Annotated in this window: 23 protein-coding genes; 6 read left to right on the forward strand and 17 right to left on the reverse strand. The window is 62.1% G+C overall.

The features are described from left to right. Positions 1-105: 105 nt before the first annotated feature. The 12 genes from hflD to I6L38_RS04160 form a co-directional block, all read right to left on the reverse strand. Entirely contained in the window at positions 106-717 is a 612-nt protein-coding gene (hflD, locus tag I6L38_RS04105) for a high frequency lysogenization protein HflD (RefSeq protein ID WP_005298892.1), read from the reverse strand. 158 nt (positions 718-875) lie between these two features. Next, positions 876-1,982, reverse strand: coding sequence for a tRNA 2-thiouridine(34) synthase MnmA (gene mnmA, locus I6L38_RS04110; protein WP_216989188.1), 1,107 nt, complete (start codon positions 1,980-1,982; stop codon positions 876-878). A gap of 158 nt (positions 1,983-2,140) precedes the next feature. After that, on the reverse strand, positions 2,141-2,608 hold the full coding sequence (locus I6L38_RS04115; protein ID WP_017766656.1) for an NUDIX hydrolase: 468 nt from the start codon (positions 2,606-2,608) through the stop codon (positions 2,141-2,143). A gap of 95 nt (positions 2,609-2,703) precedes the next feature. After that, a complete protein-coding gene (locus I6L38_RS04120; RefSeq protein WP_216989189.1) occupies positions 2,704-3,633 on the reverse strand; it encodes a pseudouridine synthase in 930 nt (309 codons plus the stop codon). Positions 3,634-3,710: 77 nt separating this feature from the next. Further along, on the reverse strand, positions 3,711-4,478 hold the full coding sequence (locus tag I6L38_RS04125) for a PTS sugar transporter subunit IIA (protein ID WP_216989190.1): 768 nt from the start codon (positions 4,476-4,478) through the stop codon (positions 3,711-3,713). Continuing rightward, positions 4,478-4,783, reverse strand: a complete 306-nt coding sequence (locus tag I6L38_RS04130) for a PTS fructose transporter subunit IIB (protein ID WP_017409976.1) — start codon at positions 4,781-4,783, stop codon at positions 4,478-4,480. The genes I6L38_RS04125 and I6L38_RS04130 overlap by 1 nt, the downstream gene beginning before the upstream one ends. Before the next feature lie 300 nt (positions 4,784-5,083). Then, positions 5,084-6,490: a hexose-6-phosphate:phosphate antiporter gene (gene uhpT / locus I6L38_RS04135; RefSeq protein ID WP_042008367.1), complete on the reverse strand. Its 1,407-nt coding sequence runs from the start codon at positions 6,488-6,490 to the stop codon at positions 5,084-5,086. A 416-nt stretch (positions 6,491-6,906) separates the two neighbouring features. Further along, on the reverse strand, positions 6,907-8,814 hold the full coding sequence (locus tag I6L38_RS04140; RefSeq protein ID WP_216989191.1) for a fructose-specific PTS transporter subunit EIIC: 1,908 nt from the start codon (positions 8,812-8,814) through the stop codon (positions 6,907-6,909). 451 nt (positions 8,815-9,265) lie between these two features. Then, on the reverse strand, positions 9,266-9,724 hold the full coding sequence (locus tag I6L38_RS04145; RefSeq protein ID WP_024942900.1) for a GNAT family N-acetyltransferase: 459 nt from the start codon (positions 9,722-9,724) through the stop codon (positions 9,266-9,268). Between the two features lie 135 nt (positions 9,725-9,859). Continuing rightward, entirely contained in the window at positions 9,860-10,309 is a 450-nt protein-coding gene (locus I6L38_RS04150) for a GNAT family N-acetyltransferase (RefSeq protein ID WP_024942899.1), read from the reverse strand. Positions 10,310-10,364: 55 nt separating this feature from the next. Continuing rightward, positions 10,365-10,640 (reverse strand): hypothetical protein, encoded by a 276-nt coding sequence (locus I6L38_RS04155; protein WP_024942898.1) that lies wholly within the window; start codon positions 10,638-10,640, stop codon positions 10,365-10,367. 95 nt (positions 10,641-10,735) lie between these two features. Further along, the gene (locus tag I6L38_RS04160; protein ID WP_024942897.1) at positions 10,736-11,185 is read right to left on the reverse strand and encodes a MerR family transcriptional regulator; all 450 of its coding nucleotides are present in this window, start codon (positions 11,183-11,185) and stop codon (positions 10,736-10,738) included. Positions 11,186-11,409: 224 nt separating this feature from the next. Between I6L38_RS04160 and I6L38_RS04165 the strand changes: the two genes are divergently transcribed. Beyond that, on the forward strand, positions 11,410-12,654 hold the full coding sequence (locus I6L38_RS04165; RefSeq protein WP_024942896.1) for an NADH:flavin oxidoreductase/NADH oxidase family protein: 1,245 nt from the start codon (positions 11,410-11,412) through the stop codon (positions 12,652-12,654). 125 nt (positions 12,655-12,779) lie between these two features. Here the strand turns inward: I6L38_RS04165 and I6L38_RS04170 are convergent, their stop codons facing one another. Next, positions 12,780-13,817: a Mal regulon transcriptional regulator MalI gene (locus I6L38_RS04170; RefSeq protein ID WP_216989192.1), complete on the reverse strand. Its 1,038-nt coding sequence runs from the start codon at positions 13,815-13,817 to the stop codon at positions 12,780-12,782. Positions 13,818-14,090: 273 nt separating this feature from the next. Here I6L38_RS04170 and malX point away from each other — a divergent pair, with 273 nt between their 5' ends. After that, positions 14,091-15,662, forward strand: a complete 1,572-nt coding sequence (gene malX / locus I6L38_RS04175; RefSeq protein ID WP_025201980.1) for a maltose/glucose-specific PTS transporter subunit IIBC — start codon at positions 14,091-14,093, stop codon at positions 15,660-15,662. A 73-nt stretch (positions 15,663-15,735) separates the two neighbouring features. Beyond that, complete coding sequence (locus tag I6L38_RS04180; protein WP_216989193.1) at positions 15,736-16,938, forward strand: MalY/PatB family protein; 1,203 nt, start codon at positions 15,736-15,738, stop codon at positions 16,936-16,938. A gap of 27 nt (positions 16,939-16,965) precedes the next feature. Here the strand turns inward: I6L38_RS04180 and I6L38_RS04185 are convergent, their stop codons facing one another. Continuing rightward, positions 16,966-17,745, reverse strand: coding sequence for a hypothetical protein (locus I6L38_RS04185; RefSeq protein ID WP_254204185.1), 780 nt, complete (start codon positions 17,743-17,745; stop codon positions 16,966-16,968). Between the two features lie 356 nt (positions 17,746-18,101). Next, the gene (locus I6L38_RS04190) at positions 18,102-19,988 is read right to left on the reverse strand and encodes a PTS fructose transporter subunit EIIC (RefSeq protein ID WP_216989194.1); all 1,887 of its coding nucleotides are present in this window, start codon (positions 19,986-19,988) and stop codon (positions 18,102-18,104) included. Between the two features lie 735 nt (positions 19,989-20,723). On the opposite strand from I6L38_RS04190, the gene I6L38_RS04195 reads away from it, so the two are divergent. After that, complete coding sequence (locus I6L38_RS04195) at positions 20,724-20,873, forward strand: hypothetical protein (RefSeq protein ID WP_005298930.1); 150 nt, start codon at positions 20,724-20,726, stop codon at positions 20,871-20,873. Between the two features lie 74 nt (positions 20,874-20,947). Here the strand turns inward: I6L38_RS04195 and I6L38_RS04200 are convergent, their stop codons facing one another. Further along, entirely contained in the window at positions 20,948-21,454 is a 507-nt protein-coding gene (locus I6L38_RS04200) for a hypothetical protein (protein WP_017766110.1), read from the reverse strand. A gap of 235 nt (positions 21,455-21,689) precedes the next feature. Further along, entirely contained in the window at positions 21,690-22,889 is a 1,200-nt protein-coding gene (gene manA / locus I6L38_RS04205) for a mannose-6-phosphate isomerase, class I (RefSeq protein ID WP_216989195.1), read from the reverse strand. A 129-nt stretch (positions 22,890-23,018) separates the two neighbouring features. Here manA and I6L38_RS04210 point away from each other — a divergent pair, with 129 nt between their 5' ends. Together I6L38_RS04210 and icd are read left to right on the forward strand one after the other, a co-directional pair. Further along, a complete protein-coding gene (locus I6L38_RS04210) occupies positions 23,019-23,894 on the forward strand; it encodes an AraC family transcriptional regulator (protein ID WP_005298937.1) in 876 nt (291 codons plus the stop codon). A 202-nt stretch (positions 23,895-24,096) separates the two neighbouring features. Further along, the gene (gene icd / locus I6L38_RS04215) at positions 24,097-25,350 is read left to right on the forward strand and encodes an NADP-dependent isocitrate dehydrogenase (RefSeq protein WP_017786499.1); all 1,254 of its coding nucleotides are present in this window, start codon (positions 24,097-24,099) and stop codon (positions 25,348-25,350) included. Positions 25,351-25,394 lie beyond the last annotated feature (44 nt).

Raw genomic sequence — 25,394 nt, forward strand, 5'->3', positions numbered from 1 at the left:
ATTGGTGTGGGGGATTCGTATCCACTCGCGCGCGGGCCGGGGGCTATCAAGGCTGATGTGCGGCTGTTCACCTTGTTCTCCCTCTGCCTTTGCGCGAGCCAATGATTAGTAACGCTTGGCCAGTTCCACCATCTTCTTGCGGGCGAAGATGATCTGGGTACGGCTTCCGCCGAGCTGGCGCCACAGCACGCAGGCCCGGATGCCGGCCAGCAGCAGGGCGCGCACCTTGTGCTGCACCAGCGGCTGCTGCAGGAATAGCGGGGTGCCCGCCACCTGAATTCGGGGGCCGATCGGGCTGATGAGATCGCTGTAGATGCTCGCCATGTTGGCCAGGATCTGCTCGTCCAGCAGATCGAAGTGCTGTTGCTGGCGGCCGATCTGGCCGATCCGCTCACCCAGCATGTTGAGGATGTCCTTGCGCTTGGCCAGCTTGCGCTCCAGCGCAATCAGGCTCACCACGTAGCGGGTCAGCTCGGCATTCTTCTGGCTGCCGTCGGCGCCCAGCTGCTCGACCAGGGCGCGGTAGCCGTCGCGAATGGCCAGGTGGTTGCCGAACACGTCCAGCGGCTGCTTGGGGTCGGTGACCAGGATGCTGGAGAGGCTCTCGCGCAGGGAGGCCTCGTCACAGGTGCCGTCGCGGGCCACCTTCTGCACCAGGTAGGCGGCCTGGCAGATGCCGGCAAAGGCCATGGTTCTGTCTTGGAATTTGTCGCTCATATCTTCACAGCCCTGTTCTGTTCATTCACCGGCCGATGCCATGATCCGGCCAGGAAGTTGCCAATCATGTATCACTGCCTTGTGCTGTTTTTTCTTTGTCCCTTCTCCCCGCGAGGGGAGAAGGGAGTAGAGCGCGGACGCTTGTGAGCGTCCAGCCCTTACACCGGATGGCTGAAACGCTGCTCTATAATGCCGCCGCCCAGACACACTTCCCCGTCGTAGAAGACGGCAGATTGACCCGGGGTCACCGCAGCCTGTTTCTCGTCGAAGATGACCCGGATGGTCTCATCGTCGATGGGCTGGATCAGGCAGGGGATATCTTCCTGCCGATAGCGGGTCTTGACGGTGCAACGGCGCGGTTCGCGAATGGGGGTGCGATCCACCCAGTGCAGCTGGCTCGCGATCAGGCCATCGGAGTAGAGGCGGGGATGCTCGCCCTGCGCCACTATCAGGGTGTTGCGCTCGACCTCTTTGTCGACCACGTACCAGGCCTCTTCGGTGGCATCTTTGCGCCCGCCGATGCCAAGCCCCTTGCGCTGGCCCAGGGTGTGATACATCAGCCCCTGGTGCTCGCCGATCACCTTGCCGTCCACGGTTTCGATGGGGCCGGGCTGGGCGGGCAGGAACTTGGCTAGGAAGTCCTTGAATTTGCGCTCACCGATGAAGCAGATGCCGGTGGAGTCTTTCTTCTTGGCGGTGATGAGATCGAGCTGCTCGGCGATGCGGCGCACCTCCGGCTTCTCGAGATCCCCGACCGGGAACAGGCTCTGACCCACCTGAGCTTCGCTCAGGGTGTAGAGGAAGTAGCTCTGATCCTTGTTGGTATCGAGGCCGCGCAGCAGGCGCGGGCGGCCTGTGTTGTCGTCACGGCGCACATAGTGGCCGGTGGCGATGTAGGTGGCACCCAGCTCCTCGGCGGCAAACTCCAGGAACGCCTTGAACTTGATCTCCTTGTTGCACAGGATATCCGGGTTCGGCGTACGGCCGGCCTTGTACTCTTCGAGGAAGTGCTCGAACACATTGTCCCAGTACTCGGCGGCGAAGTTGATGGTGTGGAGTTTCATCCCCAGCTTGTCGCAGACGGCCTTGGCATCAGCCAAATCCTGGGCGGCAGAGCAGTACTCGTCCGTGTCGTCTTCTTCCCAGTTCTTCATGAACAAGCCTTCGACCTGATAGCCCTGCTGCTGGAGCAGGTAGGCCGAGACGGAAGAATCCACGCCGCCGGACATGCCGACGATCACCTTGATTTGGCTGTTGTCTGTCATTAGTCGAAGTTACCAGTTCGTTTAAACGGGGCGTATTCTACCAGAATTTCGCGCCCCCGGTCACATATCCATGCCGCCGTTCCCATCAGGAACCCGGCAGCAGGAAATCGTTTTTCTTGTCTCGGCCCAATCGCGTCAAAAAGAGCTTCCAACGGCTCTTAAATGAAGGCCTTGAGGGCCGACAGCGGCAAGCGGGTGCCGGCCAGATAGTCCTGAATGCACTGCCACACCAAGGGGCTTCTCAGGGCCGGTTTGCACTCGGCAATCTCCTCCAGGGTGAGCCAGTGGCAGGCCAGCACGTCGCCGTCGGGATCCTCTGGATGGTGCTGGCCCGGCGCCTTTTCAAGGTCGAAGATGACGGCGATGCGCACAAAGGTGGCCTCGCTGTCCGCCGGCTTGTAGAGATAGACCCCGAGCCAGGCGGTGGGGGCGGCGGTGAGCCCCGTCTCCTCTTTCAGCTCGCGGCAGGCGGCCTGGACGAGATCTTCCCCAGGCTCCACGTGGCCGGCGGGCTGGTTGAAGCGGCGCTGGCCTTTTATCTCCTCTTCCACCAGCAGGAAGCGGCCCTGCCAGTGCACCAGGGCGGCCACGGTAAGGCGGGCGGGCAGGGGGGGATGATCGCTCATTGGGACTCCTTGTCTTGTGTACCGTGCCTTGCTGTGGCACTCGATCAGGTTGCGCCATCTATGTTGCGGCACGCTGGCCAAATGGCTTACTCGTGTTATTCCGATGGCTTGCTGCGGGCCGGACGGCGCGCGGTGCCTCGGCCGCCGCTGCGATTGGCCGGGCGGGGGCTCGCTTCGCGGCTGTTCCGATTCTGGCGTTGTTCCTGGTGTTGAGCGTGACGGGCCGGCCGGGCCTTGCCGTTGCTGCCGGCCCCCTGTGGCCTGGCGGATGTGCGCGGCTTGCCGTGCACAGCCGATTGCCGCGGTGCCGCTGCCAGCTCGGGAGCGGGCAGGGTGCGGCTCTCCCCCGGCGCCAGACCATCGAGGGTCCACTCCCCGATGGCGTAGCGGACAAGGCGCAAGGTGGGGTGACCGATATGGGCGGTCATCCGCCGCACCTGGCGGTTGCGCCCCTCGACAATCTTGATCTCCAGCCAGCAGGTGGGGATCTCCCTGCGCTCGCGAATGGGGGGATTGCGTGGCCACACAGCCGGTTCATCCATGATGCGCGCCCCGGCGGGCAGGGTCATGCCGTCGTTGAGCTCTACCCCGGCGCGCAGGGCGGCCAGTTTCTCCTCGCTCGGCACGCCTTCCACCTGTACCCAGTAGGTCTTGGGGGTCTTCTCCCCCGGCTGGGTGAGGCGCGCCTGCAGCTTGCCATCGTTGGTGAGCAGCAAGAGCCCCTCGCTGTCACGGTCTAGCCGGCCCGCGGCATAGATGCCAGGTTCGGTGATGTAATCCTTGAGGGTCTCGCGGCCCGCCTCGTCGGTGAACTGACAGAGCACCATGTAGGGCTTGTTCAACAGCAGCAGCTTGCGATCGGCAGGCGCCGGTGCCGGTTTGCGCTCGCCCTCCTTGTCTCTCATGGCGTGCTGCGCCTCCCGGCGCTGGGATGGGCGCGTCGTGGCGGGCCCTTTGGCCTTGTGCTCGGTGTCAGGGCGGGCGGAGAGGGAGAGACGGGGACGGGCTGATTTCATCGCATGCATACCAAAAACAGAGGAAGGGCGAGTGTACCACAGGGGGCTGTCACGGGCATGAACGACGGGGACGGGAGGCCAGCGGCTCAGCCGAGCAGGCCGTCGATGACGATGGCCTGACGGGCGGAGGCGGAGCCGGCGTGCAGCAGCGCGGTCCCCACCTGCTCGTCTATCAGTGCGCGGGCCAGCCGGGTGAGGGGGCGCAACAGCTCGGGGGCCAGACCGGCGGGCACCGCCAGCAAAATCAGGGTCTGCACCGGCCCGAGCGCGGAGCCCCACTCGATGGGTTCGCTGCTGCTGAGCAGCGAGAGCGCAGGTCGGCCCATGGCGGGGCAGATGACGTGGGGCATGGCGAGGCCGGGCCGAATGATGGTAGCGGCCAACTGCTCGCGCGCGGCGATGGCCTGCTCCAGCATGGGTCTGTCGCTTATCAGCGCAGCGGGCAGCAGATCCACCAGCACCGCCAGTGCCTGGGCCTTGTCGAGGGGGGCCGTGGCATGGCCGAGCTGGGCCAGGGTGAAGCAATAGTCGGGCAGTGCCTGGCCGAGGCGCTGCTCGGCCAGGGCGGCGCTGCCCGGGCGCCCCAGCGGCTGGCCCAGTTCCACGCACCAGCAGGTAAAGGCCATGTGGGCGAGCTCGGCATCCAGCCCCTCGATCAGCAGCAGACAGAGATCACCGGGCTGGGTGGCCAGGGTGAGCAGGGAGAGCTGGTTGGTCGCCTCCACCGCCTGGCGGCGGGTGACGTTGATGAACTGGATATGGGACTTGAACAGCCCGGCCAGCCGGCTCAACTGCTTGGCCTGGGTGATGGTGAGCCCCAGCCGGCAGTGAAAGGAGATCTCGCGGATCAGCATTAGACGCCGGGGGCGGCGGTCTTGAGCACGGCCACCGCATCGAGCAGCACCGCCTCCAGCGCCACCTGGTGGATAGGGCAGCCGAGGAAGCGATCTTTTTGCTCAATCTCGATATCGGAGGCGATCAGCACCAGATCGGCGCCGGCGATGTCGCGGGCGGTGAGGATGTTCTCCAGCCCCATGGCTCCCTGGGTTTCGACCTTGATCTTGAGCCCCAGCTTGTCGGCGGCTTTTTGCAGCGCCTCGGCGGCCATATAGGTGTGAGCGATGCCGGTGGGGCAGGCGGTGACGGCGAGGATCTTCATGGGCTCTCACGGCAAATTCGGGTGGGGCAACAAGATAGCGCCAAGGGGCGGCCTTGCCAAAGGGGTGGAGGCAAAAATGGGATCCCGACTGCGCTCTGTTGAAGGGATAGGCAAGGGGTGAGCGTTTTGCGGCCCCAAAAGGGACAAGTGGGGAAAAGAGGGGATAAAAAAACGGCCCGCCAGAGGGCGGGCCGAATACACACTACGGAGTGAAACCTTAAGACCGGGCAATCAGTGCCCAGTAATCCGGGGCTCAGGCGGACTGGGTCGCCAGAGTGGCAGCTTTCAGCTCGCGCTGGTTCAGACGGACTGGGTCGCCAAAGTGGCAGCTTTCAGCTCACGTTTGATGCGGCGGATCTTGCGCTCTTCGGCGACCGCGACGCAGGCCATCAGCACCAGACAGGCGGCGGCGGCCATGTCCAGCGCGGCGAAGGTGCCGCTCCAGCCGGTCAGGCCGAAGATGGGGGTGCCGTCGGCAATCATGCCCAGACCCAGCTTGGCGAAGCTGTCACCGATGAGGTAGGCGAAGGTGCCCTTGACGCCATCGGCCACGCTGATCCCCTGCTTGGGTACGAAGCCCACGGCGGCCACGCCGATCAGCAGCTGCGGACCGAACACCAGGAAGCCCAGCAGGAACAGGGAGCCCAGGAACATGAACTGGGTGGTAGCGTGCTGGTAGAGCCCCAGGGTGGCGATGATCAGCGCCAGCGCCACGCAGGCCACCAGACCACGGCGACCGTTGGCCAGATCCGAGAGGTAGCCCCACATCAGGGTGCCGACCAGGGCGCCCACTTCGAAGAAGGTAAAGCCCTGAATGGCTACGTCTTTGGAGAAGCCGAGCTCCTGGTGGGCGTAGACGGTAGACCACTGGTCGATACCGATGCGCACCACGTAGAGGAAGATGTTGGCAAAGCAGAGCAGCCAGATCACCTTGTTGAGCAGCACGTACTTCACGAAGATCTGCCACTTGGTCAACTTCTGCTCTTCGGTGGCAACGTCTTCTTCGCTCGCCACTTCGTCAAACAGCTCTTCCACCTTGCCCAGGCCATAGGCCTCCGGCGAATCGCTACCAAAGCGCAGGCCGATGAAGCCCACGATCAGCGCGATGATGGAGGGGAAGATGAACATGCCGAGCACGTTGCCATCGAACAGGTAGTTGGCACCGAACAGCGCCACACCGGCCGCACCGGCGCCGCCCACGTTGTGGGAGAGGTTCCACATGCCGAGGTAGGTGCCGCGCTTGTTGCGGGGTGTCCACTTGGTGATGGTGGAGTAGCTGCAGGAGCCGCCGCAGCTCTGGAAGAAACCGCTGGCCGCGTAGAAGAAGATCATCAGGTAGAGGCTGAAACCGGTACCGCCCATGCTGGCACTGAAGCCCAGCATGCAGAGGGAGGAGAGGATCAGCATCAGCGGTAGGAACTGCTTGGTGTTCTTGCCGTCGGCATAGTAGGAGACGATGGTCTTGCCCACCCCGTAGGTGATGGAGAAGCCAAGGCCGATCATGCCGAGCTCGGTCATGGAGAGACCGTACTCCTGGATCATGTCGTTCTGCGCAATGTTGAAGTTCTTGCGGATCAGATACATGGTCAGGTAACCGATGAACACAACCAGATAGGATTGCATAAACGGTTTGAACCAGAGCTTGCGCCGGGCTTCGACCGGCAGGTTCAGGGTGGGGACCCGGACCTGTTCGAGCAGTTTAAACATCTTCGTTCATCCTCTGCGAGATAGACGCTGTTTCCGCCGCGTTCCACCCTTTTTGATTGGAGTTGGAGGTCACGCCACGGAAAGAACAACAGGAAGCGGGCGCGGTGCGCGGCGAGTCCCTGTCGATTGAACCCATGCCCGTCCCTTGCGCCATGGCGCGGGTCGGGTAACCACATCAGGTAGCGTGACTTTAATGAGGCGCGCTGCAAATGGCGTGAGAGCCATCCCTAGGGGGGGTAGGAAAATTTCCTAGTTTGGCGAGATCCGGCCGCGAAGCGTGAAGAGGATCACAAGCCTACGTCGTAAAGCAGAGGTGAGCGGGCTCTCTCGAACCCGACAAAAGAGGAGGCCACCCGCAGGTGGCCTCGTCCGGTTTGTCATCCGTCCCGCAAGGGGGCTGCTTGGTTGGACGGGGATCAGGCGGCCTTGGCCAGGGTCACCTCGTCACTCTTCTTGACCCGCAGCTTTTTCAGGGCAACTGCCACCACGCCGGTGACGATGGCACCGCAGATCATGCAGAGCAGGGCCAGTAGCGGCTTGTTGACTGCGCCAAGCAGGGCCACGATGGGGCCACCGTGGGCAACGCTGTTGGTGATACCAAACAGGAAGGCCATCACAGCGGCGGTCATGCTGCCCAGCACGTTGGCCGGAATGACGGCGAGCGGATCACGGGCGGCAAACGGAATCGCACCTTCGGAGATCCCCACCAGGCCCATGGCGCCAGCAGCCTTGCCCGCCTCAATTTCGGTGGCATCGAAGATGCCGAGCTTGCGACCGAGCACGGTGGCCAGCGACATGCCAAGGGGGGCGGCCGGAATGGCGCAGGCCATGGCACCCATGAACTGGGTCTGGCCGGAGGCGATCATGCCCACCGAGAACAGGAAGGCCACCTTGTTGACCGGGCCACCCATGTCAAAGCCGGCCATGCCCCCCAGCACGATCCCCAGCAGCACCAGGCTGCCACCGCTCATGGAGAGCAGCATGGCGTTCAGACCCGTCATCATGTCGGCGATGGGGGCACCGATGATGAAGATGAAGACCGCAGCGATAAAGAGCGACCCGACGATGGGGGCGATCAGGATCGGCACCAGCGGCTGCACCATCTTGTGGTAGTGGCGGGTCGCAATCCAGCGCACCAGATAACCGACCAGGAGGCCTGCGATGATGGCACCGATAAAGCCGGTACCGGCATCGGCGCCGTAGAAGCTGCCGTTGTTGGCGATCCAGCCGCCGATAAAGCCCGGTGCCAGCGCGGGTCTGTCACCGATGGCGTAGGCAATGTAGCCCGCCAGAATGGGGATCATCAGGGTGAAGGCGGCGACGCCCACGTTGAGGATCTGGTTCCACATGCTCCCTGCCGGGATCTGCATGCCGCTCGGGGTCGGATCGCCGCCGATGGCCAGAGCCAGGGCGATCAGCAGACCCCCGGTGACCACAAACGGGATCATGTGGGATACGCCGTTCATCAGATAACGGTAGAGATCCGAGCTGCCGCCTGCGCTCTTCTCTTCACCTTTTCTATCATCCTTGTCTGCCACATAGGCGGGGGCCTTCAGCGCCTGCTCGATGAGGCCCTTGCCATCCTTGATGGGAGCCTTCACGCCGGTTTTGATGAGCGGCTTGCCGTTGAAGCGGGCCATGTCCACCTGCTTGTCGCAGGCCACCACGATGGCGCTGGCACGGGCGATCTCGGCCGCAGTCGGGCTGTTCTTGACTCCGATGGAGCCGTTGGTCTCCACCTTCACCTCAAAGCCCAGCTCCTTGGCGGCGCGCTCCAGGGACTCCGCCGCCAGATAGGTGTGGGCGATGCCGGCCGGGCAGCCGGTGACACCGATGATCAGCCCCTTGTCGGCGGCGGGTGCCGGAACTGTTTCTTCTTTCTTCTCGAGCAGCAGTGCCAGCGCATCGGTAGGCGTCTTGGCTGCCAGCAGGGCATCGATGAAGCCCTCTTCAATCAGCTTGGCGGATAGCTCGGCCAGCACCTCGATATGGTGGTTGGCGCCGCCAGCCGGGGAGGCAATCATGAAAAACAGCCGGGAGGGCTTGCCATCCTCGGCGCCGTAGTCGATACCGGCGCGGCTGATACCGATGGCCACTGCCGGGGTGCTCACTGCCGCACTCTTGGCGTGGGGCAGGGCAACGCCCTCTTCAAAGCCGGTGTTGTCCAGCTCTTCCCGGGCCCACAGGTCCTTGATGAACTGCTGCTCGTCGCTGACCTTGCCTTGCGCCGCGAGCAGACGGGTCATCTCGGTGAAGACCTCCTCCTTGCGCGTGGCCTTTAAATCGAGCGCGATCAGCTGCTCGTTGATAAGGGTGGTGATCATGGCGTTCTCCCTGCTCCTGGCCGGAGCCTGTTGGCATCTTTTCCTGGGCTAGCGCCCAGGACATGCAGACAAAAGTGACCCCACTATTATCCCGCCCGCAGGGCAGCGCACCTATCGGACAAAACTGCGAAATACTGGATTTTTGTGCGACATCACCTCGAGTGTGACCCCGATCGCACAGCAGACCAGCTGACAAAATGGGTCTTAATTGAATCATGATCTGATTTTTTGTAATTAAAAATCAATAATTTAAAATTATTCGTGCCGATGTGCAGCTGCCATGGAGCCTACCCTCATCTGGGCTAGGGGAGCTACATTGCTAGAAATTTGTGAGGTGATGAGAGGCTTCTGGATGTGAGCCAACGCACATAAATGGTGGTCATCAGGGGAAGGGGAGGGGTGACAAGGTGGAGAAACGTCGTGAGCCATGTGGATGGTGGCTGAGAGTGGATTAAAAGTAGGTTGGTGGTTTGCCGACATAGCGTGGCCGCCTATGAGAGAAATACATGCAATCACCCCCCGGAATGCGCCTATACCCCAGCCTCTCGTAGAAGTGATGGTCGATATCTGCATGGAGGAAGGTGGCGACGGCATCGGGACTATCCAGCAGCATGCCTGTCACCCCACGCAGCAGATGGGCGCCAAATCCTTGCCCCCTCATCGCAGGTGTCGTTGCCAGTGAACCTATGCCAAAACAACCCTGGCCAAGGCCAAATCGGCCCCGATAGACGATAAGGGAAGAGACAGGCTGATTGCCCACAATCAGGACATACCACACACCGGAGCGGTATTTTTGACTGGCGTGGCAGCTCGCCAGATATTCAGTCGGTGGCAGTCCTTCGCCCCAAGCATCAAAGCCCATCCAGAAGATGGCATTCAGTTCATCTGGGCTGGCTTTTCTTGTCTGCATCCTGCGTTAATCCCTTTATCGGTGTCATGGCGATCGATATGGCTTTCGTTGCTTTCGATGAGGTGTGGCGACGCTGAATTGATCCCCCCACCATTTATCCCCAGGGCGCTACAGGCTGCTGAGGGTGGGGATAGCCTAGCCCAGTTCAAGGTAGAGCCGCAGCATATCCTTGTGCTGGATGCCGTGCTCCATCAGGGGCTCCGGATAGTGGATAAGGAAGTGATCCTTAATGACGGCATCGACGCGAAAGCCGTGGCGCTGGTAATAAGTGAGCTGGTGGCCGAAGCTGCCGGTACCGAGCTCGACGCGGCATACCCCTTTCCCGGCCAGGCTGGTCAGTACGAGGCGCAGCAGGCTGGATCCGATGCCTTGCTGCTGGCGTTTGGGGGCTACGGCGATATTGAAGATCTCGGCCGTTTGCTCCCCCACCAGACCCGCCACGCAGGCGCCCACTACCTCGTTGCCCGCCAGGGCGGCAAAGCCCCAGGCGTCGGGCAGATAGGCGGCAATGCGCTGCTCTGCGGGATCTGCCTCCAGCAGCAGTGCCAGCGGCAGTTGGTTGGGGTCCATCTCGACAAACGTCATCTTTATCTCGCTTTTATCTCGCTCTGACGGTCCGGGGCGCGCCGTCCTCTGGGCCTCAATACTCCAGAAACTTCTCGCCGCAGCGCTCGCAGATCAGGTGCTTTACATGGGTGGCCTGGTAAGCCAGCGTTTCGCCAAACGCCCAGTTGGTGATGCTGCTGGAAGTAAAGGCTTGCCAGAAGGCTTTGCGCGGATCCTTGGGCATGATGTCCTGAGTGTGATCGCGGGCGACCAGCACCACGATATGGCGGGTGCGCTCCCGGCATTTGTCACAGCGATGGACTTCGCTTGGTGGCTCGCTTTGGGGTTGGGCGGTGCGCTCTGTTGTCATGATGATGACCTGTTATGGATGGCGCGCCCATCATAGTCTTCTTCAGTTGGCTCTCAATCCCCCATGCTGGGGGCGTGTGCTGGTTGCAAGCGGGATCACTTTTTGGGGCGCGTAGCGGGCTTGGCTGCGATGCCCTCGGGGGAGGGAATACCCATGCTGGCCAATACCCGGGCGGCGCTCTCTTCACACGGCATCTCGTCGGGTTTGGACTCCACCAGCCGGATCAGGGCCTGCAATTGCTGCTTGCTGTGGGCAAGTTTTGCCTCCAGCGCTTCTATGTCGCTCACCTTGGCCTCGAGCGCCGCCAGTAGCGGGGCGTGTTGCCAAGAACTGATATCTGCGGGCACCAACTGCTTGATCTCGTCGAGGGAGAAGCCCGCCTGTTGCGCCTGGCCGATGATGGTCAGCAAGGGTACCGTCTCGGGCGGGTAGTCGCGATAGCCATTGGCACCCCGCCGTACCTTGCTGAGCAGGCCTCTGGCTTCGTAGAAGCGGATGGCCGAGGCCGCCATGCCGGTCTGTTTGGCCAGTTCACCGATCTTCATCTTGCCTCCTGGGCTGCGGGTTGGCGGGTCTGCCCACTGTCATGGACGAAGGGCGGGATCAGGGGGATTCTAAGATTAAAGCCAGCTTGAATGTCAACGGCACTGAGCAGGGACTGTGCGGGTGGATAGCATTTCTCCCATCGCTACGGCATCCCGATAAAGGGGCTTGACCTTCAAGTCAGCTTCAAACTTATGGTGGGGTCCTCATTACCGAGGAGATCGCCATGAACCCATTTACTCCCCTGACCCTGCCCAATGGCAGCCAGCTTATCAACCGCCTCGCCAAGGCGGCCATGGAAGAGAACATGGCCGACCGTGACCATGCCCCCTCAGAGGCGCTGAGCCAGCTTTATCGTACTTGGGCAGAGGGTGGCGCCGGCCTGCTCATCACCGGCAATGTGATGGTGGACGGCCACGCCATGACGGGGCCGGGGGGCGTGGTACTCGATTCCCACGATCTTTCCCCAGAGCTGGCCGAGCGTTTCAGTGCCTGGGCCGAGGCGGCCAAGAGCGGGGGCGCCCAGATCTGGATGCAGATCAACCACCCCGGTCGCCAGATGCCGGCGGCGCTGGGGCAGCCCACCCTGGCCCCTTCCGCCGTGCCCATGGCGCTCGGCAGTTTCTCGAGGCAGTTCGCCCCGCCCAGAGCCATGAGCGAGGCCGACATTGCCGAGGTGAAGGCGCGCTTCATCAACACGGCGCTGCTGGCACAGCGTGTCGGTTTTGACGGGGTGCAGATCCACGCCGCGCACGGCTATCTGCTGAGCCAGTTCCTCTCGCCGCTCACCAACCAGCGCAGTGATCGTTGGGGCGGTGGCCTTGAGAATCGAGCCCGCTTGCTGCTGGAGATAGTAGAAGGGATCCGTCAGCAGGCGGGGGAGCGCTTTTCACTATCGGTCAAGCTCAACTCCGCCGACTTTCAGCGTGGCGGCTTCAGCACCGAGGATGCAAAGGCGGTGGTGGAGATGCTCAACCCGCTTGGGGTAGATCTGGTGGAGCTCTCCGGCGGCAGTTACGAGGCGCCCGCCATGCACGGCCAGGCCCGCGATGGTCGGACTCTGGCGCGGGAGGCCTATTTTCTGGAGTTCGCTCGGGAGATCGTCTCCGTTGCCCATATGCCCGTGATGGTGACCGGGGGAATTCGCCGCTATCCGGTGGTGGAGCAGGTGCTTGGCAGCGGGGTGGCGGTCGCCGGCATGGCCACTGCGCTGGCCATCGCCCCGGATCTGCCCGCCAGATGGCACCATGAGCAGGCGGCAAGTGCCGAGCTCAGGCCCATCCCCTGGCGCAACAAGGTGCTGGCCTCGGTAGGTTATATGGCGATGGTGAAATACCAGTTGCGGCGGCTGGGGCGCGGCCAGCCGAGCCGCCCCAAGATCGCGCCCGCCCTGGCGCTGGCCTGCCAGCAGTGGCAGACCCTGCTTGGCAACGCCCGCTATCGACGCTGGATCAAGGTGCAGGAAAAGTGAAGAGGTAGCGGCTCGTGAATCTGCCAGCCTTGCCAACTCAGGCCGATGCCCGTTTCTGTGGTTTGCTGGTGAGCGGTGATGATATGGCAAATTCGGTCTGCTGCAGATGGACCTGCCTTGCCAACTCAAGCCGACGCCCGTTTCTGCAAGCTGGGGGTGATGATATGGCGAGTGGGGGCGAGCTCGGGTTGCTGCATCCGGGTCAGCAGGCGCAGGGCGGCCTGGCGGCCTATCTCTCGCGCCGGCGAGCTGACGAAGGTGAGGGCGGGGGAGGTGAGCTCGGCCTCCGCCACGTCGTCAAAGCCGAGCAGGGCCACCTGCTGGCCGATGTAGTTGTCCTTGCCCACGCTGCGTCCGCTCGCCTCGATGCCGTAGATGCCACCGAGGGCCACCTCGGGGTAGTGGCAGAGCACGGCGGTCACCTTGGGGTGCTGGTGCAGCAGCTGGGCGATGGTGTCGGCGGCGCTACGCTGGGTGCGTTCACACTCCAGTACCCACTCGGGTTTGAAGGGCAGGCAGTATTGCAGCAGGCTGGCGCAGTAGCCGCCGATCCGCTCGGCGCGGGTGAGGGAGTCGGCCCGCCCGCCGACGTAGGCGATATGGCGGTGACCCTGTTCGATAAGGTAGGTGGTGGCCTGCTGGGCGGCGTGGGTGTTGTCCGGGCCGATAAAGTCCACGTCGTCCCGATAGTAGGAGCGGGCGGCGCACACCAGCGGTAGCGCCGAGTCGAGCAGGTGCTCCAGCGGCTTGGCGGCCGCGCCGCGCACCGGGTTGAAGATGATGCCCGCCACCCCCTGGCGTGACAGGGACTGGATGCTCTGTTGCAGCCGCTCGGGGCTGTGGCCGCACTGGGTCAGAAACAGCAGATAGCCCTGCTGCTCCAGCACCTCGCTCACCCCGGCGGTCACCTCGGTGTAGAAGGGGTCGGTGATGTCGCGCAGGATCAGCCCCACCAGGTTGGATTGTTGGCTGCGCAGGTTGGCGGCGGCGCTGTTGGGCACATAGTCGAGCGCCCTGATCGCCTGCTGCACCCGCTCGGCGGTGGCCGGTGAGATGCGCCCCTTGCCGTTGAGCACCATGGAGACGGTAGTGACCGACACCCCCGCCCACTGGGCGACATCGGTGATCTTGGTGGCTTTGGCAGAGAGGGATTTGGGCGACATAGGGCGAACGGGCGACGGAAAGTTGAGAGCGAGGCCCCAGCATACCTGCTCATATGCTTAAGTGAAACGTTACATCACCATCGGGCAGATCCGGCTCACAGTTTTGCAAGCGCTTCCCTGGTAGCACTTATATTCTGTGATCCTGTCGGCACTTTTGAGCTGATAAAACGTTTTATCATCCAACAAAACCAGATGCGACTCGCCGTTGTCATCCGTCAGGAGCGGTGCCGGGCAGTCGTATCGAATGACCCTCACCTCACAAGGATCTGACACATGGCCAAGTCCCCCGCCAAATCTACGATCTGGGAGTTCCTGCAGAGCCTCGGCAAGACCTTTATGTTGCCGGTCGCCCTGCTGGCCTTCTCGGGCATTCTGCTCGGTGTCGGCAGCTCGCTCACCAGCGATGCGGTCAAGCAGAGCATGCCCTTCCTCGACAATACCGTGCTGCAACTGCTGTTCCTCTGGATGACCAAGGTGGGGCTGGTGGCCTTTATCTACCTGCCGGTGATGTTCGCGGTGGCCATTCCGCTCGGGCTGGCGCGCGAAGAGAAGGGGGTGGCGGCCTTTGCCGGTTTCGTCGGCTATGCGGCGCTCAACCTCTCCATCAACTTCTACCTGACCGTGGCCAACGTCATCGGTGACGCAGCGGCGGAGAAGGCCTATGGGGTGAAAGCCATCCTCGGCATCAGCTCCATCGACACCGGCATTCTGGGGGCCATCATCGTCGGGGTGATCGTCGCCAAACTGCACGCCCGCTTCTACACCTACAAGATGCCCGATGCGCTCGCCTTCTTCGGCGGCGCCCGCTTCGTACCCATCATCACCGCCATCGTGCTGGGGGTGGTCGGTCTGGTGGTGCCCCTGGTCTGGCCCTGGTTCGCCGCTGGCATCAACGGTATAGGGGCGCTCATCTCCCACGCCGGTCCCTTCGGCCCCTTCCTGTTCGGTACCGGCGAGCGTCTGCTGCTGCCGCTCGGTCTGCACCACATCCTGGTGGCGCTCATTCGCTTTACCGAGGCGGGCGGCTCCCAACTGGTGTGCGGCAACGAGGTGAGTGGCGCGCTCAACATCTTCTATGCCGAGCTCTCCTGCGCCGACACCACCCAGTTCTCGGTGTCGGCCACCTCCTTCCTCTCCCAGGGCAAGATGCCGGCCTTCCTCGGCGGCCTGCCGGGGGCGGCGCTCGCCATGTATCACTGCGCCCGCCCGGAAAATCGCGGCAAGATCAAGGCGCTGCTGGTCTCCGGCGTGGTGGCCTGCGTCATCGGCGGCATCACCGAGCCGCTGGAGTTCCTGTTCCTGTTCGTGGCGCCCGTGCTCTATGTCATTCACGCCATCCTGACCGGGCTCGGCTTTATGACCATGGGGCTGCTTGGCGTCACCATCGGTAACACCGACGGCAACCTCATCGATTTTCTGGTGTTCGGCGTGCTGCAAGGTACCGCCACCAAGTGGTATCTGGTGCCGGTCGCTGCTGCTATCTGGTTTGCCATCTACTACAGCGTGTTCCGCTTCGCCATCGTGCGCTTCAACCTGAAAACCCCCGGCCGTGAAATCGAGACCAGCGAGGCGGCTCAACCCGCAGGCAAGAAGGCAGGCAACAGCGGCTACAACGGCGAGGTGATCCTCAATGCGTTGGGCGGCGCCGGCAACATTCTGGCGCTCGATAACTGCATCACCCGCCTGCGGATGTCGGTGCAGGACATGAGCCGGGTCGATGACAAGGTATTGAAGGCGAACGGCGCCATCGGGGTGATCAAGCTCGACGAGCACAACCTGCAGGTGGTGATCGGGCCCCAGGTCCATCTGGTGAAAAACCAGCTGCAGAGCCTGATGGGGGCCTGAGTTGGCTCTCTGTTAACGTACGTCGGGGGCGCCATGCCCCCTTGTTCATTGCTGTTTTACTGGTGAGAAAGAGATGCCCACTACCGAATCCTTTGATTTTGATCGCGTCGTCGATCGCCACGGCACCTACTGCACCCAGTGGGACTATGTGGCCGACCGCTTTGGCCATGCCGACTTGCTCCCCTTTACCATCTCCGACATGGACTTCGAGACTGCCCCCTGCATTCGCCAGACCCTGGCCAGGCGCCTTGATCACGGGGTCTTTGGCTACAGTCGCTGGAATCACGACGACTTCAAGGGGGCGGTGAGCGACTGGTTTGCGCACCGCTACGGCTCTCGCCTCGACCCCGAGAGCCTGGTCTACGGCCCCTCGGTCATCTATGTGATCGCCCAGCTGGTGAGCCTCTGGTCAGCGCCCGGCGAAGGCGTGCTGGTGCATACCCCCGCCTACGACGCCTTCGGCAATATGCTGGCCGCCAACGACAGGGTGCTGCTGCCTTGCCCGATTAAAAAAGCAGAGGGGAGTTACCAGATCGACTGGGCCTGCTTCGAGCGTCAGGTGGCCCGCCCCGATTGCCGGATTTTGCTGCTGTGCAGCCCCCACAACCCCACCGGCCGGGTCTGGACGCGGGATGAACTGGGCCGGATGGCCGACATCTGCCAGCGTCACGAGGTCAAGGTCATCTCGGACGACATCCATATGGATATGAGCTTTGCCCCTTACTTGCCGTGGAGCGAGGTGGCGCCGGATGACAACTGGGCACTGGTGAGTTCGGGTTCGAAATCCTTCAATATTCCGGCCCTTGGTAGTGCCTACGCCTTTATCGCCAACGCCGAGGCGCGGGCCGCCTATCTGCAGCGGCTCAAGGCGGCCCATGGCCTCTCATCGCCGCCCATTCTCGGAGTGCTGGCCCATATCAGCGCCTATCGGGAGGGGGATGAGTGGCTCGATGCCCTGAAAGCCTATCTGCACGGCAACCTGACCCAGGTGGCGGCGCGGCTCAACGCTGCTTTTCCCGCCATCGACTATCGGGTGCCCGAGGGGACCTATCTCGCCTGGATTGACTTGAGTGGCCTCGGCATCGACGCCACCGAGCGGATGGATGCGCTGCAACGCTTGCTGGTGGAGAAATACCGGGTCGCCATCATGCGCGGTGACACCTATGGCCCCGAAGGCAAAGGCTATCTTCGCCTCAATGTCGGCTGCCCGCGCTCAAAAGTAGATAAAGGACTCGATGCCCTGATAAGCGCACTACAAGAGCTGCTGGCCAGATAGAGCACCGCCGCCCTAGGGCGGCGGTTACTATTTCGAGGCGGCCTTGTCAGGCCGATAGCGGGTCTCTTCTATCTGATCAAAGCGCAGGATCAGGGTATCACCCCCCTTGAGGCGATAGGCGCAGTGGGAAGTGTTGCAGGCGATGCGAATATGAGGCTCATCCCCCAGCAGGGGAGACTGACTATGGGCCTCTGTCTGCGGCCACTTGCCTTGTTCGAGGCGGGAGATCTGTGTTTGTGCCTCTTCGACACCTTTCACAAAGAACCAGAGCGCACCCATGACGGGGATCAATACGGATAACAACAAGAAGGCAAATTTGTCATAGCTATTCCCCATCCAAACAAATGCTCTGAAAAGAGAGGGGGCTGGGTAGCGCCCAATCTTTTTCGCTCTTTTGATCAGCCAACGATAGAACATTGAGCTTTGCCACAGCCATGTGAGATGAATTCGCCAGCGAGCGCAGATGAGTAGGGTGATCGCCACTGAAAAAATCGTGAGCATGCTACCCAATACAGGCCACATCCAGGGCTTGAGCATATTGAGAGTCGTGAGAAGGCTAAGGGCCAGCAGATAATCCGCCGGTGGAGAAAATTCGGCATAGTCGAGGTTAAACGCCAAGGTATAGCCATAGTGATAGGCCATCCCCAGGAGATAGGTTGCTGCTGTCAGGGCAGGAATGGCCGCCACGACTAATCCCGCAAAGCGCCAAGTTGTCCCCTTTTCTTCGGGTTCCAGCTCAGAATTGCGCAATGTTTTTATATGTTGGCGAAGCCAGCGCCAACGGGCAGCGGCTGTTCGATTACTCACTGGGCGTCCCTTCACTCATCTAGTTGATATATGAATCTGTCAGAGAATAGCGCGGCTTCGAAACCGAACCTTGTGCGAACCGCAGGTACAGCAACTGGCGTTTATTCGGGATGGCGGGCGAGGCACTCGGGCAGGGTGAGCCGTACGTCCGTCAGATCCATCTGTGCAAGGCTCTGTCCATATGTGGTCGCCAGGCCGGCTGGCAGGCGAAGGCACAATATGGCTCCTATCTTATCGATCCTGTGGGTGAGGTCGCCATCCCCGTTCGGGCGGCTGACGAAGGGCTTGCTGCCTGATGCCGTGATAAAAGAAGGGGCCCTCGGCCCCTTCTGTCGCAGGTGCTCTCAAGTCCGTTATCAGGCCACCTGGCGTTCCGGCCGGGTGCGGGCCAGCAGCCCCTCCGGGTTGTGGATGGCCTCCCGGGTCTTCACATCGATGACCTCGATATGGGCGAAGCGCTCCTTGTTCTTGATGGCCACGTCGTGGGCCAGGATGACGCAGCGGGCGTTGGCCACGTCCTTGGCGCTGATGCGGTTGATGATGCCGTTGGCGCCCTGGGTTTCCACTTTGAGCTTGATGCCGGCCTTGGCGGCTGCCTTTTGCAGGCTCTTGGCGGCCAGGAAGGTGTGGGCCACGCCGGAGGGGCAGGCGGTGATGGCCAGCACCTCGGCTTCCCCTTCCGCCTCGATGATCTGGTACTCCTCCAGGCGCTCGTTGCTCTCTTCGGTGTCACTGACCGGCTTTTTCAGCAGGTTGACGATAAGGGCCGTGGTGAGGGCGCCGAGCAGGGTGCCCAGGATATAGCCCATCTTGCCCTCCACCACCGGCAGCACGATCCAGCCGCCCCAGGGGGCGTGGTTGATGCTGTGCATCAGAAAGCCGGTGATGTTGCCGACGATGCCGCCTGCGACGATGGCCGGGATGACCCGCACCGGGTCGGCGGCGGCAAACGGAATGGCCCCCTCGCTGATGCCGATCATACCCATGATGGCGGCCGCCTTGCCCGCTTCACGCTCCTCTTTCTTGTAGCGCTTGGGGGAGAGCAGGGTGGCCAGCGCCATGCCGAGCGGCGGCACGCAGATAGCGATGCCGACCCCGCCCATCAGCCAGGGCTGGGTGTTGACCTGGGTCTGGGCGAACAGGGTGGCCACCTTGTTGATGGGGCCGCCCATGTCAAAGGCGGTCATGCCACCCAGGATGGCCCCCAGCATCACCTTGCCGGAGCCCGCCATGCTGGAGAGCCAGTGGTTCATCCCTTCCATCATGGCGGCGATGGGCGCACCTATCACCCACATCACGATGCCGCACACCAGGAAGGTACCGATGAGCGGATAGATGAAGATGGAGCCGAGCGAACTCATGGAATCCGGCAGCTTGATGCGTTTGAGCTGGTTGACGATGAGACCGGCGATAAAGCCCACCAGGATGGCGCCGAGAAAACCGGTATGAAACTGCTGCACTGCAATCCAGGAGCCGATCATGCCGGGGGCCAGGCCCGGTTTGTCCGCCATGGAGTAGGCGATGTAGCCGCCCAGCACGGCGGTAAACAGGGTGAGCCCGGCAATTCCCATGTCGGCCATGTCCTTGAGCACGCCCGCCTCGGGCACGGCGCCCTTGCCGCTGATCATCACCGACAGCGACAGCAAGACGCCCCCCGCGACGATGAAGGGGATCATGTGGGAGGTGCCGAACAGCAAATGCTGTTTGAGGGTGTTGAGCTGGGCCTTGATGCCGCGCTCCTGCGGCTCCGCCGGCTGGGCGGGTTGCGCCCGGGGGGCGGCAGGGGCTGCGGACGGCCCTGATGCGGCCAGCAAGGCGAGCACCTCGGCGCGGCTGGTGGCCGCCTGCATGCTGGCGATGAAACCGGGTTCCAGCAGCTTGGTGGAGAGCTCGGCCAGCACCTCGATATGGTGGTTGGCGCCGCCCGCCGGGGAGGCAATCATGAAGAACAGCTTGGAGGGCTCGCCATCTTCGGCGCCGTAGTCGATGCCCTGGCGGCTGATGCCGACCACGATGGCGGGCTCTCGCACCGCCTCGCTCTTGGCGTGGGGCAGGGCGACCCCCTGCTCGAAGCCGGTGTTGTCGAGCGCCTCTCGCGCCCAGAGGTCGCGCACAAACTGATCCTGACTGGCTATCTTGCCGCTGGCCTTGAGCCTCTCGGCCAGCTCGACAAACAGCGCCTGCTTGTCGTGGGCCGCAAGATCGAGGCAGATCAATCCTTCATCTATCAGGGTGGTGAGCATGGTTCTCTCCTGGCTGGTGCCGTCCGAATGGAACGGGTCCTGTTGAAAACGGTGGTGTAACTGGTTGACCTGCCTATTGTTTCTCCCAAGTGCCTCGGCCGAAATCGGACATATGTGCCCTTTACTGGATTTTTGTGTTGATGGCGCCTGCCTGTGACCCTGCTCGCATTTTGTTCGGTTAGTAAAGACCGCGGGTGATGAACAAAAAAAGCTTTAAAAACAGATGATTATTCTTGGTGTGGGGGCAATTCATCACCAGTCGGCGGTTGGGTGGTCTGCTCTTTGTGGGCTGAAGGATGGAGATTTGTGTGCTCCCGTGGTCAGCAAAACTGTGAGCCGCTCGGCAAAAGCGGCTGCCTGGCTCTGGGCGGCGCTTATGGTGGCGGGGCTGCAAGGGACGAAAACACGGGGCGTGAAAAATTAGTGCATAATCGGCGCCTTGAAAAGGGCGTGTGAACTCGCTACGAGATCACTTTAAGATACTGATATTTAATGGTTTACATCTCATGCACAGGAGCGGGAAGTGAGTCTGTTGAGCGCCTTTAGACGGTTTTACGAGAGGCGTTTAATCATTTTTTAGATTGCTTTGTGCATATCCAATCGTTTATTTAGTTGGACAGTTTTGGCAAACCGGAAGTCAAACTTGATGAACCGACAGGCCAACGCCCTTGATGCGGAGTGTGCCGTCAACCCGTTTTACTTGTCATGTTCACCCAGATGTAAGGAGACATCCTGATGGAAAATTTGGCCCAAAATATCGACACCATGCGCGAAGAGTTCAAGCAACAGGAGCGCAAACAGGCCCACGACAAATGGCAGGCCAGGGTCGAAGAGCTGCAGCAGATCCGTGCTGAAGAGCCTCAGTCGGAGGCAGTAGAGGAGTGACCTCGCCATGGGCCCGGCGCTGATGCGTGTGGCCCGGCTGAATGCAAAACCCCCGCCTGTATGGCGGGGGTTTTTTATTGCAACTCGATGGCGTTGTGGTTCTGCCACTGGCGCAGGCGCTGCTTGAGGGAGCCATCGCCAGGGGGGATGAAGTCATCCATCAGGTAGCAGCGGTTGTCGCCGCTCTTCTGAAAGTGGAGGCTGACGGTCTGCGGCTCTTTCTGGGCGTCGGAGAGGGCGAACAGATAGTGCATCCTGACCGTTACCCCTTGCTCTTGCTCCTTGGCCAGGGTGAAGCTGACGGGCTCGCTCACCTCGCCATCTTGGGCGTTGATCCAGGGGTCGGCATCGATGGCACACACCTCGCCGTCGGCGTTGCACTCGGCCTCGCTGCTCAGCACGGCAAAGAAGTCGGGGGTGAGCAGCGCCTTGAGCGGCGCCGGATCGGCGTAATAGAAATCCTTGTGCTCGCTCCAGAACGCCTTGGCCAGCCTGAGCGCCACCCCCTTGTCGCAGGCGGCGTGCACCGGGCCGCCCAGCAGCGCCAGCAGTAAAACGGATAGTCCACAGTAGCCTTTCATGATGTTCTTCCTGAACTGGGGCCGGCTGGCAGTGCTGCTCCGGCGGGTATCAAGGCGTGTGATAGCCAGACGGGCATGATAGCCAACCCGGCAGAGGGCGACAGCAGGATCTGATGATTTTATGCCGCACATCAAGAAATTAGTCGGCAAAGGCGGAAGTGGACAGTGGCGGTCACTGCCAACAACAAGGGCCATCCTGGATGGCCCTTGTTGTCATGGCTCGATTTGAACCGGCTTAGCAGCGGTTGCCGGCGCGGGCGACCCGGCCTTCGGCCAGCAGCTGGTAGCGGCCGGTGGCGGCCGGGATGAAGGCGGATTGACCCTTCTCGAGACGCAGGGTGTCGTCACCGCGCTTGAGGATCACGGCCTCATCGATGGCAAACAGGATCTCGGCGCTGGCGGTGTTGAGCTGGTGCTCGCCCGCCGGGTAGACGCTGAAGGTGAAGTCCGGCACCGGCACCTCGAAGTGCTGCACCGCCCCTTCCAGGCGGGGGGCAAGCAGGATCTGGTCGTCCGGCTTGGGCAGGCAGCGGGTGCAGGCCAACAGCTCGGCCACGTCTATGTACTTGGGAGTGAGTCCGGCGCGCAGCACGTTGTCGGAGTTGGCCATGATCTCGAGGCCAGTGCCGCGCACATAGGCGTGCGGGGTACAGGCGTCCAGATACATCGCCTGACCGGGCTGCAGGGTCACCACGTTGAGCAAGAGCGGCGAGAACAGCCCCACATCCCCCGGGTACTGGGCGGCCAGGCTGGTGATCAGCGCAAAGGTCTCTTCATCCTGATGCTTGGCGGCAAAGGCCAGCAGGCCCGCCAGAGCCTCCTCCTTGCGCGCCCCTTCCAGCACCAGCAGCTGGTGGAAGAAGTGCTGCAGGCCCGCTTCATTCTGGCTGGCGGCGAGGGCGGCAACCAGCTCGGCAAGGGCAGGCAGCTTGACCCGCTCGAACAGCGCCAGGATGGCCGGGATGGCGCGAAAACCGTTCATCGCCTGATAGGGGGTGAGGGCAAACACCAGCTCGGGCTTGTGGTTGGGATCCTTGTAGTTGCGATTGGCGGCCTTGGGCGAGATGCCGGCGGCCTCTTCTTTGGCAAAGCCTGCTTCGGCCTGCGCCTTGCTCGGGTGCACCTGAATGGAGAGAGCCTTCTCGGCGCACAGCACCTTGAACAGGAACGGCAGGCTGCCAAAACGGGTCTGGGTGGCTTCACCCAGTACGGCGGCGGGGGCGCTCTCTATCAGGGTCGAGAGCTTTTGCGTCTGCCCGGCCAGCACTACCTCGGAGCAGCCGTTGGGGTGGGCACCCATCCACAGCTCGGCCTGGGGTTTGCCCGCCGGATTGGGGATGCCGAACAGGGTGGTGAGGGCGTCATAGCTGCCCCAGTCGTAGCCTTGAATCGGATTTTGCATTGACAAAAAAGAGGGCAGATCGCGACTGCTCATAAGGGATGCCTCATTTGGTGTGCAGAAAATCGGGTGCAGAAAAGGGTGGCATTGCTGCCGTGGACCGGACTATAACATGGGCGGTCGCGGGCACCGCAACCGCTTGCCTCTCTCTTGATCAGGATCAGCATGTCTCTTGTCTTCAGCCAGTTGCTCGATGGCGCCCTCCACGAGCAGGCCCCCTTCGACCAGATCTGGTTTGCCCAGGATCAGGGGGTGCCGCCCGGTTTCAGCTATCAGGTCAACTTTCCCCGCCTCGAGCTGGTGTTCAGCGGCGAGTACCGCAACCAGATTTGGGACAGGGAGCAGGGCTGCCAGGAGATCTGCATCGCCCCGGGGCAGGCGCTCTATATCCCCCCCAACGGCTGGAACAAGCCGCTCTGGACCACCGACTGCTCGGTGCTGAGCCTGCTGTTCGGCAAGCGTCAGCTGGGTTTCAGTCTGGTGAGCAAGCGGCGGGAAGACCCCGATTTCTTTGACGTGCAAAAGCACAGCATCATGGCCCGGGCCGGCCATGTGAACGAACACATACTGGCGGCACTGAACGTGCTGACCGAGGATCCCGCGCGCTCCCCCACCGACAATCACCTGCTGCAGGCGCTGCTCACCAGCGTGCGCCAGCTGCTGGCCGAGTCCACCTTCGAGCGGCCGCGGGGGGCCGAGCTGTTTCACGGGATCTGCATCTATATCCAGGAGAACTTTCACCGCCCCATCAGCCGGGATTCGATCGCCCATCGCTTCAACGTCTCGGCCAGCCACCTGTCGCACCTGTTTCGCGAGCAGGGGCACATGCGCCTGGCCGATTACATCAGCTGGGTGCGCATCGATCGGGCCAAGTTCATGCTCAAGAAATACCGCTTTCGCCTCGAAGAGGTGGCCAGCCGCTGTGGTTACAGCGATGTGAACTATTTTTGCCGGGTGTTCAAGCAAAAGACCGGCTTGACCCCCTCCCAGTACCGGGCGCTCAGCCAGCCGCAGGGGCAGGCCGAGGGGCTGGCGGGATAAGCAGGGATGCCGCCGGAGCCTGCCCAGCTCAGGCGCTGGCGGGGCTGCTTCGGATCCGGAACCGGCTGAATGGACGCATTGTGATCCAGTGCGCGACTATGGTCTGACATGCGTGCTCGCCATTTGATTCTGCCAATGGATGGGCTTAAGATGGCCGCGCGCAACTTACAGATTGATAACAAACGGAAGTTAGGAGATGCCGATGGAAAGCAAAGTAGTTATCCCGACCCAGGGCCAGAAAATCACAGTCGATGCCAACGGCAAGCTGCAGGTTCCCAACCATCCGATCATTCCGTTTATCGAAGGGGATGGCATCGGCGTGGACGTGACCCCGGCCATGTTGAATGTGGTGAATGCCGCGGTCGAGAAAGCCTACAAAGGCGAGCGCAAGATCGCCTGGATGGAGATCTACACCGGCGAGAAATCGACTCATGTCTATGGCGAAGGTGCCTGGCTGCCGGCCGAAACCCTGGATTTCATTCGTGAATACTGCGTGGCCATCAAGGGCCCGCTGACCACCCCGGTCGGTGGCGGTATTCGCTCCCTCAACGTGGCCCTGCGTCAGGAGCTGGATCTCTACATCTGCCTGCGCCCGGTCCGTTACTACGAGGGCACCCCGAGCCCGGTCAAGCGCCCGGATCTGACCGACATGGTGATCTTCCGCGAGAACGCCGAAGACATCTACGCCGGCATCGAGTGGAAAGCCGACAGCGACGAAGCCAAGAAGGTGATCGCCTTCCTGCAAAACGAGATGGGCGTGAAGAAAATTCGCTTCCCCGAGACCTGCGGCATCGGCATCAAGCCCATGTCCAAGGCCGGTACCGAGCGTCTGGTCCGTGCCGCCATCGAGTATGCCATCGACAACGATCGCGACTCCGTGACCCTGGTGCACAAGGGCAACATCATGAAGTTCACCGAAGGTGCCTTCAAGGATTGGGGCTACGCCCTGGCCCAGAAAGAGTACGATGCCCAGCTCATCGACGGCGGCCCCTGGTGCTCCTTCAAGAACCCGAAAACCGGCAAGACCATCGTGGTCAAGGACGTCATCGCCGATGCCTTCCTGCAACAGATCCTGCTGCGCCCGGCCGAGTATGACGTGATCGCCTGCATGAACTTGAACGGCGACTACATCTCCGACGCGCTGGCGGCCCAGGTGGGCGGCATCGGCATCGCACCGGGCGCCAACATAGGCGACGGCGTGGCCCTGTTCGAAGCAACCCACGGCACCGCACCGAAATACGCAGGTCAGGACAAGGTCAACCCGGGCTCCCTCATCCTCTCCGCCGAGATGATGCTGCGCCACATGGGCTGGGTTGAGGCGGCCGACCTCATCATCAAGGGGATGGAAGCGGCGATCCGCAACAAGACTGTCACCTATGACTTCGAGCGTCTGATGGAAGGTGCCACCCTGCGCTCCTGCTCCCAGTTCGCCCAGGACATGGTCGACCAGATGTAAGTCTGTAGAGATGCAAAAGGCCAGCCCCAGGGGGCTGGCCTTTT

Origin of the sequence: Aeromonas sp. FDAARGOS 1408 (assembly GCF_019048665.1) — a bacterium.
Lineage (GTDB): Bacteria > Pseudomonadota > Gammaproteobacteria > Enterobacterales > Aeromonadaceae > Aeromonas > Aeromonas dhakensis.

What these genes read in the sequence shown, in the direction of transcription:
- malX (WP_025201980.1), top strand. Translation starts at nt 14,091, where the DNA reads ATGGCCAAGTCCCCCGCCAAATCTACGATCTGGGAGTTCCTGCAGAGC.
- uhpT (WP_042008367.1), bottom strand. Translation starts at nt 6,490, where the DNA reads ATGTTTAAACTGCTCGAACAGGTCCGGGTCCCCACCCTGAACCTGCCG.
- I6L38_RS04145 (WP_024942900.1), bottom strand. Translation starts at nt 9,724, where the DNA reads ATGCAGACAAGAAAAGCCAGCCCAGATGAACTGAATGCCATCTTCTGG.
- I6L38_RS04195 (WP_005298930.1), top strand. Translation starts at nt 20,724, where the DNA reads ATGGAAAATTTGGCCCAAAATATCGACACCATGCGCGAAGAGTTCAAG.
- manA (WP_216989195.1), bottom strand. Translation starts at nt 22,889, where the DNA reads ATGAGCAGTCGCGATCTGCCCTCTTTTTTGTCAATGCAAAATCCGATT.
- I6L38_RS04160 (WP_024942897.1), bottom strand. Translation starts at nt 11,185, where the DNA reads ATGAAGATCGGTGAACTGGCCAAACAGACCGGCATGGCGGCCTCGGCC.
- mnmA (WP_216989188.1), bottom strand. Translation starts at nt 1,982, where the DNA reads ATGACAGACAACAGCCAAATCAAGGTGATCGTCGGCATGTCCGGCGGC.
- I6L38_RS04210 (WP_005298937.1), top strand. Translation starts at nt 23,019, where the DNA reads ATGTCTCTTGTCTTCAGCCAGTTGCTCGATGGCGCCCTCCACGAGCAG.
- I6L38_RS04170 (WP_216989192.1), bottom strand. Translation starts at nt 13,817, where the DNA reads ATGTCGCCCAAATCCCTCTCTGCCAAAGCCACCAAGATCACCGATGTC.
- I6L38_RS04165 (WP_024942896.1), top strand. Translation starts at nt 11,410, where the DNA reads ATGAACCCATTTACTCCCCTGACCCTGCCCAATGGCAGCCAGCTTATC.
- I6L38_RS04115 (WP_017766656.1), bottom strand. Translation starts at nt 2,608, where the DNA reads ATGAGCGATCATCCCCCCCTGCCCGCCCGCCTTACCGTGGCCGCCCTG.
- I6L38_RS04125 (WP_216989190.1), bottom strand. Translation starts at nt 4,478, where the DNA reads ATGCTGATCCGCGAGATCTCCTTTCACTGCCGGCTGGGGCTCACCATC.
- icd (WP_017786499.1), top strand. Translation starts at nt 24,097, where the DNA reads ATGGAAAGCAAAGTAGTTATCCCGACCCAGGGCCAGAAAATCACAGTC.
- I6L38_RS04140 (WP_216989191.1), bottom strand. Translation starts at nt 8,814, where the DNA reads ATGATCACCACCCTTATCAACGAGCAGCTGATCGCGCTCGATTTAAAG.
- hflD (WP_005298892.1), bottom strand. Translation starts at nt 717, where the DNA reads ATGAGCGACAAATTCCAAGACAGAACCATGGCCTTTGCCGGCATCTGC.
- I6L38_RS04190 (WP_216989194.1), bottom strand. Translation starts at nt 19,988, where the DNA reads ATGCTCACCACCCTGATAGATGAAGGATTGATCTGCCTCGATCTTGCG.
- I6L38_RS04150 (WP_024942899.1), bottom strand. Translation starts at nt 10,309, where the DNA reads ATGACGTTTGTCGAGATGGACCCCAACCAACTGCCGCTGGCACTGCTG.
- I6L38_RS04180 (WP_216989193.1), top strand. Translation starts at nt 15,736, where the DNA reads ATGCCCACTACCGAATCCTTTGATTTTGATCGCGTCGTCGATCGCCAC.
- I6L38_RS04120 (WP_216989189.1), bottom strand. Translation starts at nt 3,633, where the DNA reads ATGCATGCGATGAAATCAGCCCGTCCCCGTCTCTCCCTCTCCGCCCGC.
- I6L38_RS04130 (WP_017409976.1), bottom strand. Translation starts at nt 4,783, where the DNA reads ATGAAGATCCTCGCCGTCACCGCCTGCCCCACCGGCATCGCTCACACC.
- I6L38_RS04155 (WP_024942898.1), bottom strand. Translation starts at nt 10,640, where the DNA reads ATGACAACAGAGCGCACCGCCCAACCCCAAAGCGAGCCACCAAGCGAA.
- I6L38_RS04200 (WP_017766110.1), bottom strand. Translation starts at nt 21,454, where the DNA reads ATGAAAGGCTACTGTGGACTATCCGTTTTACTGCTGGCGCTGCTGGGC.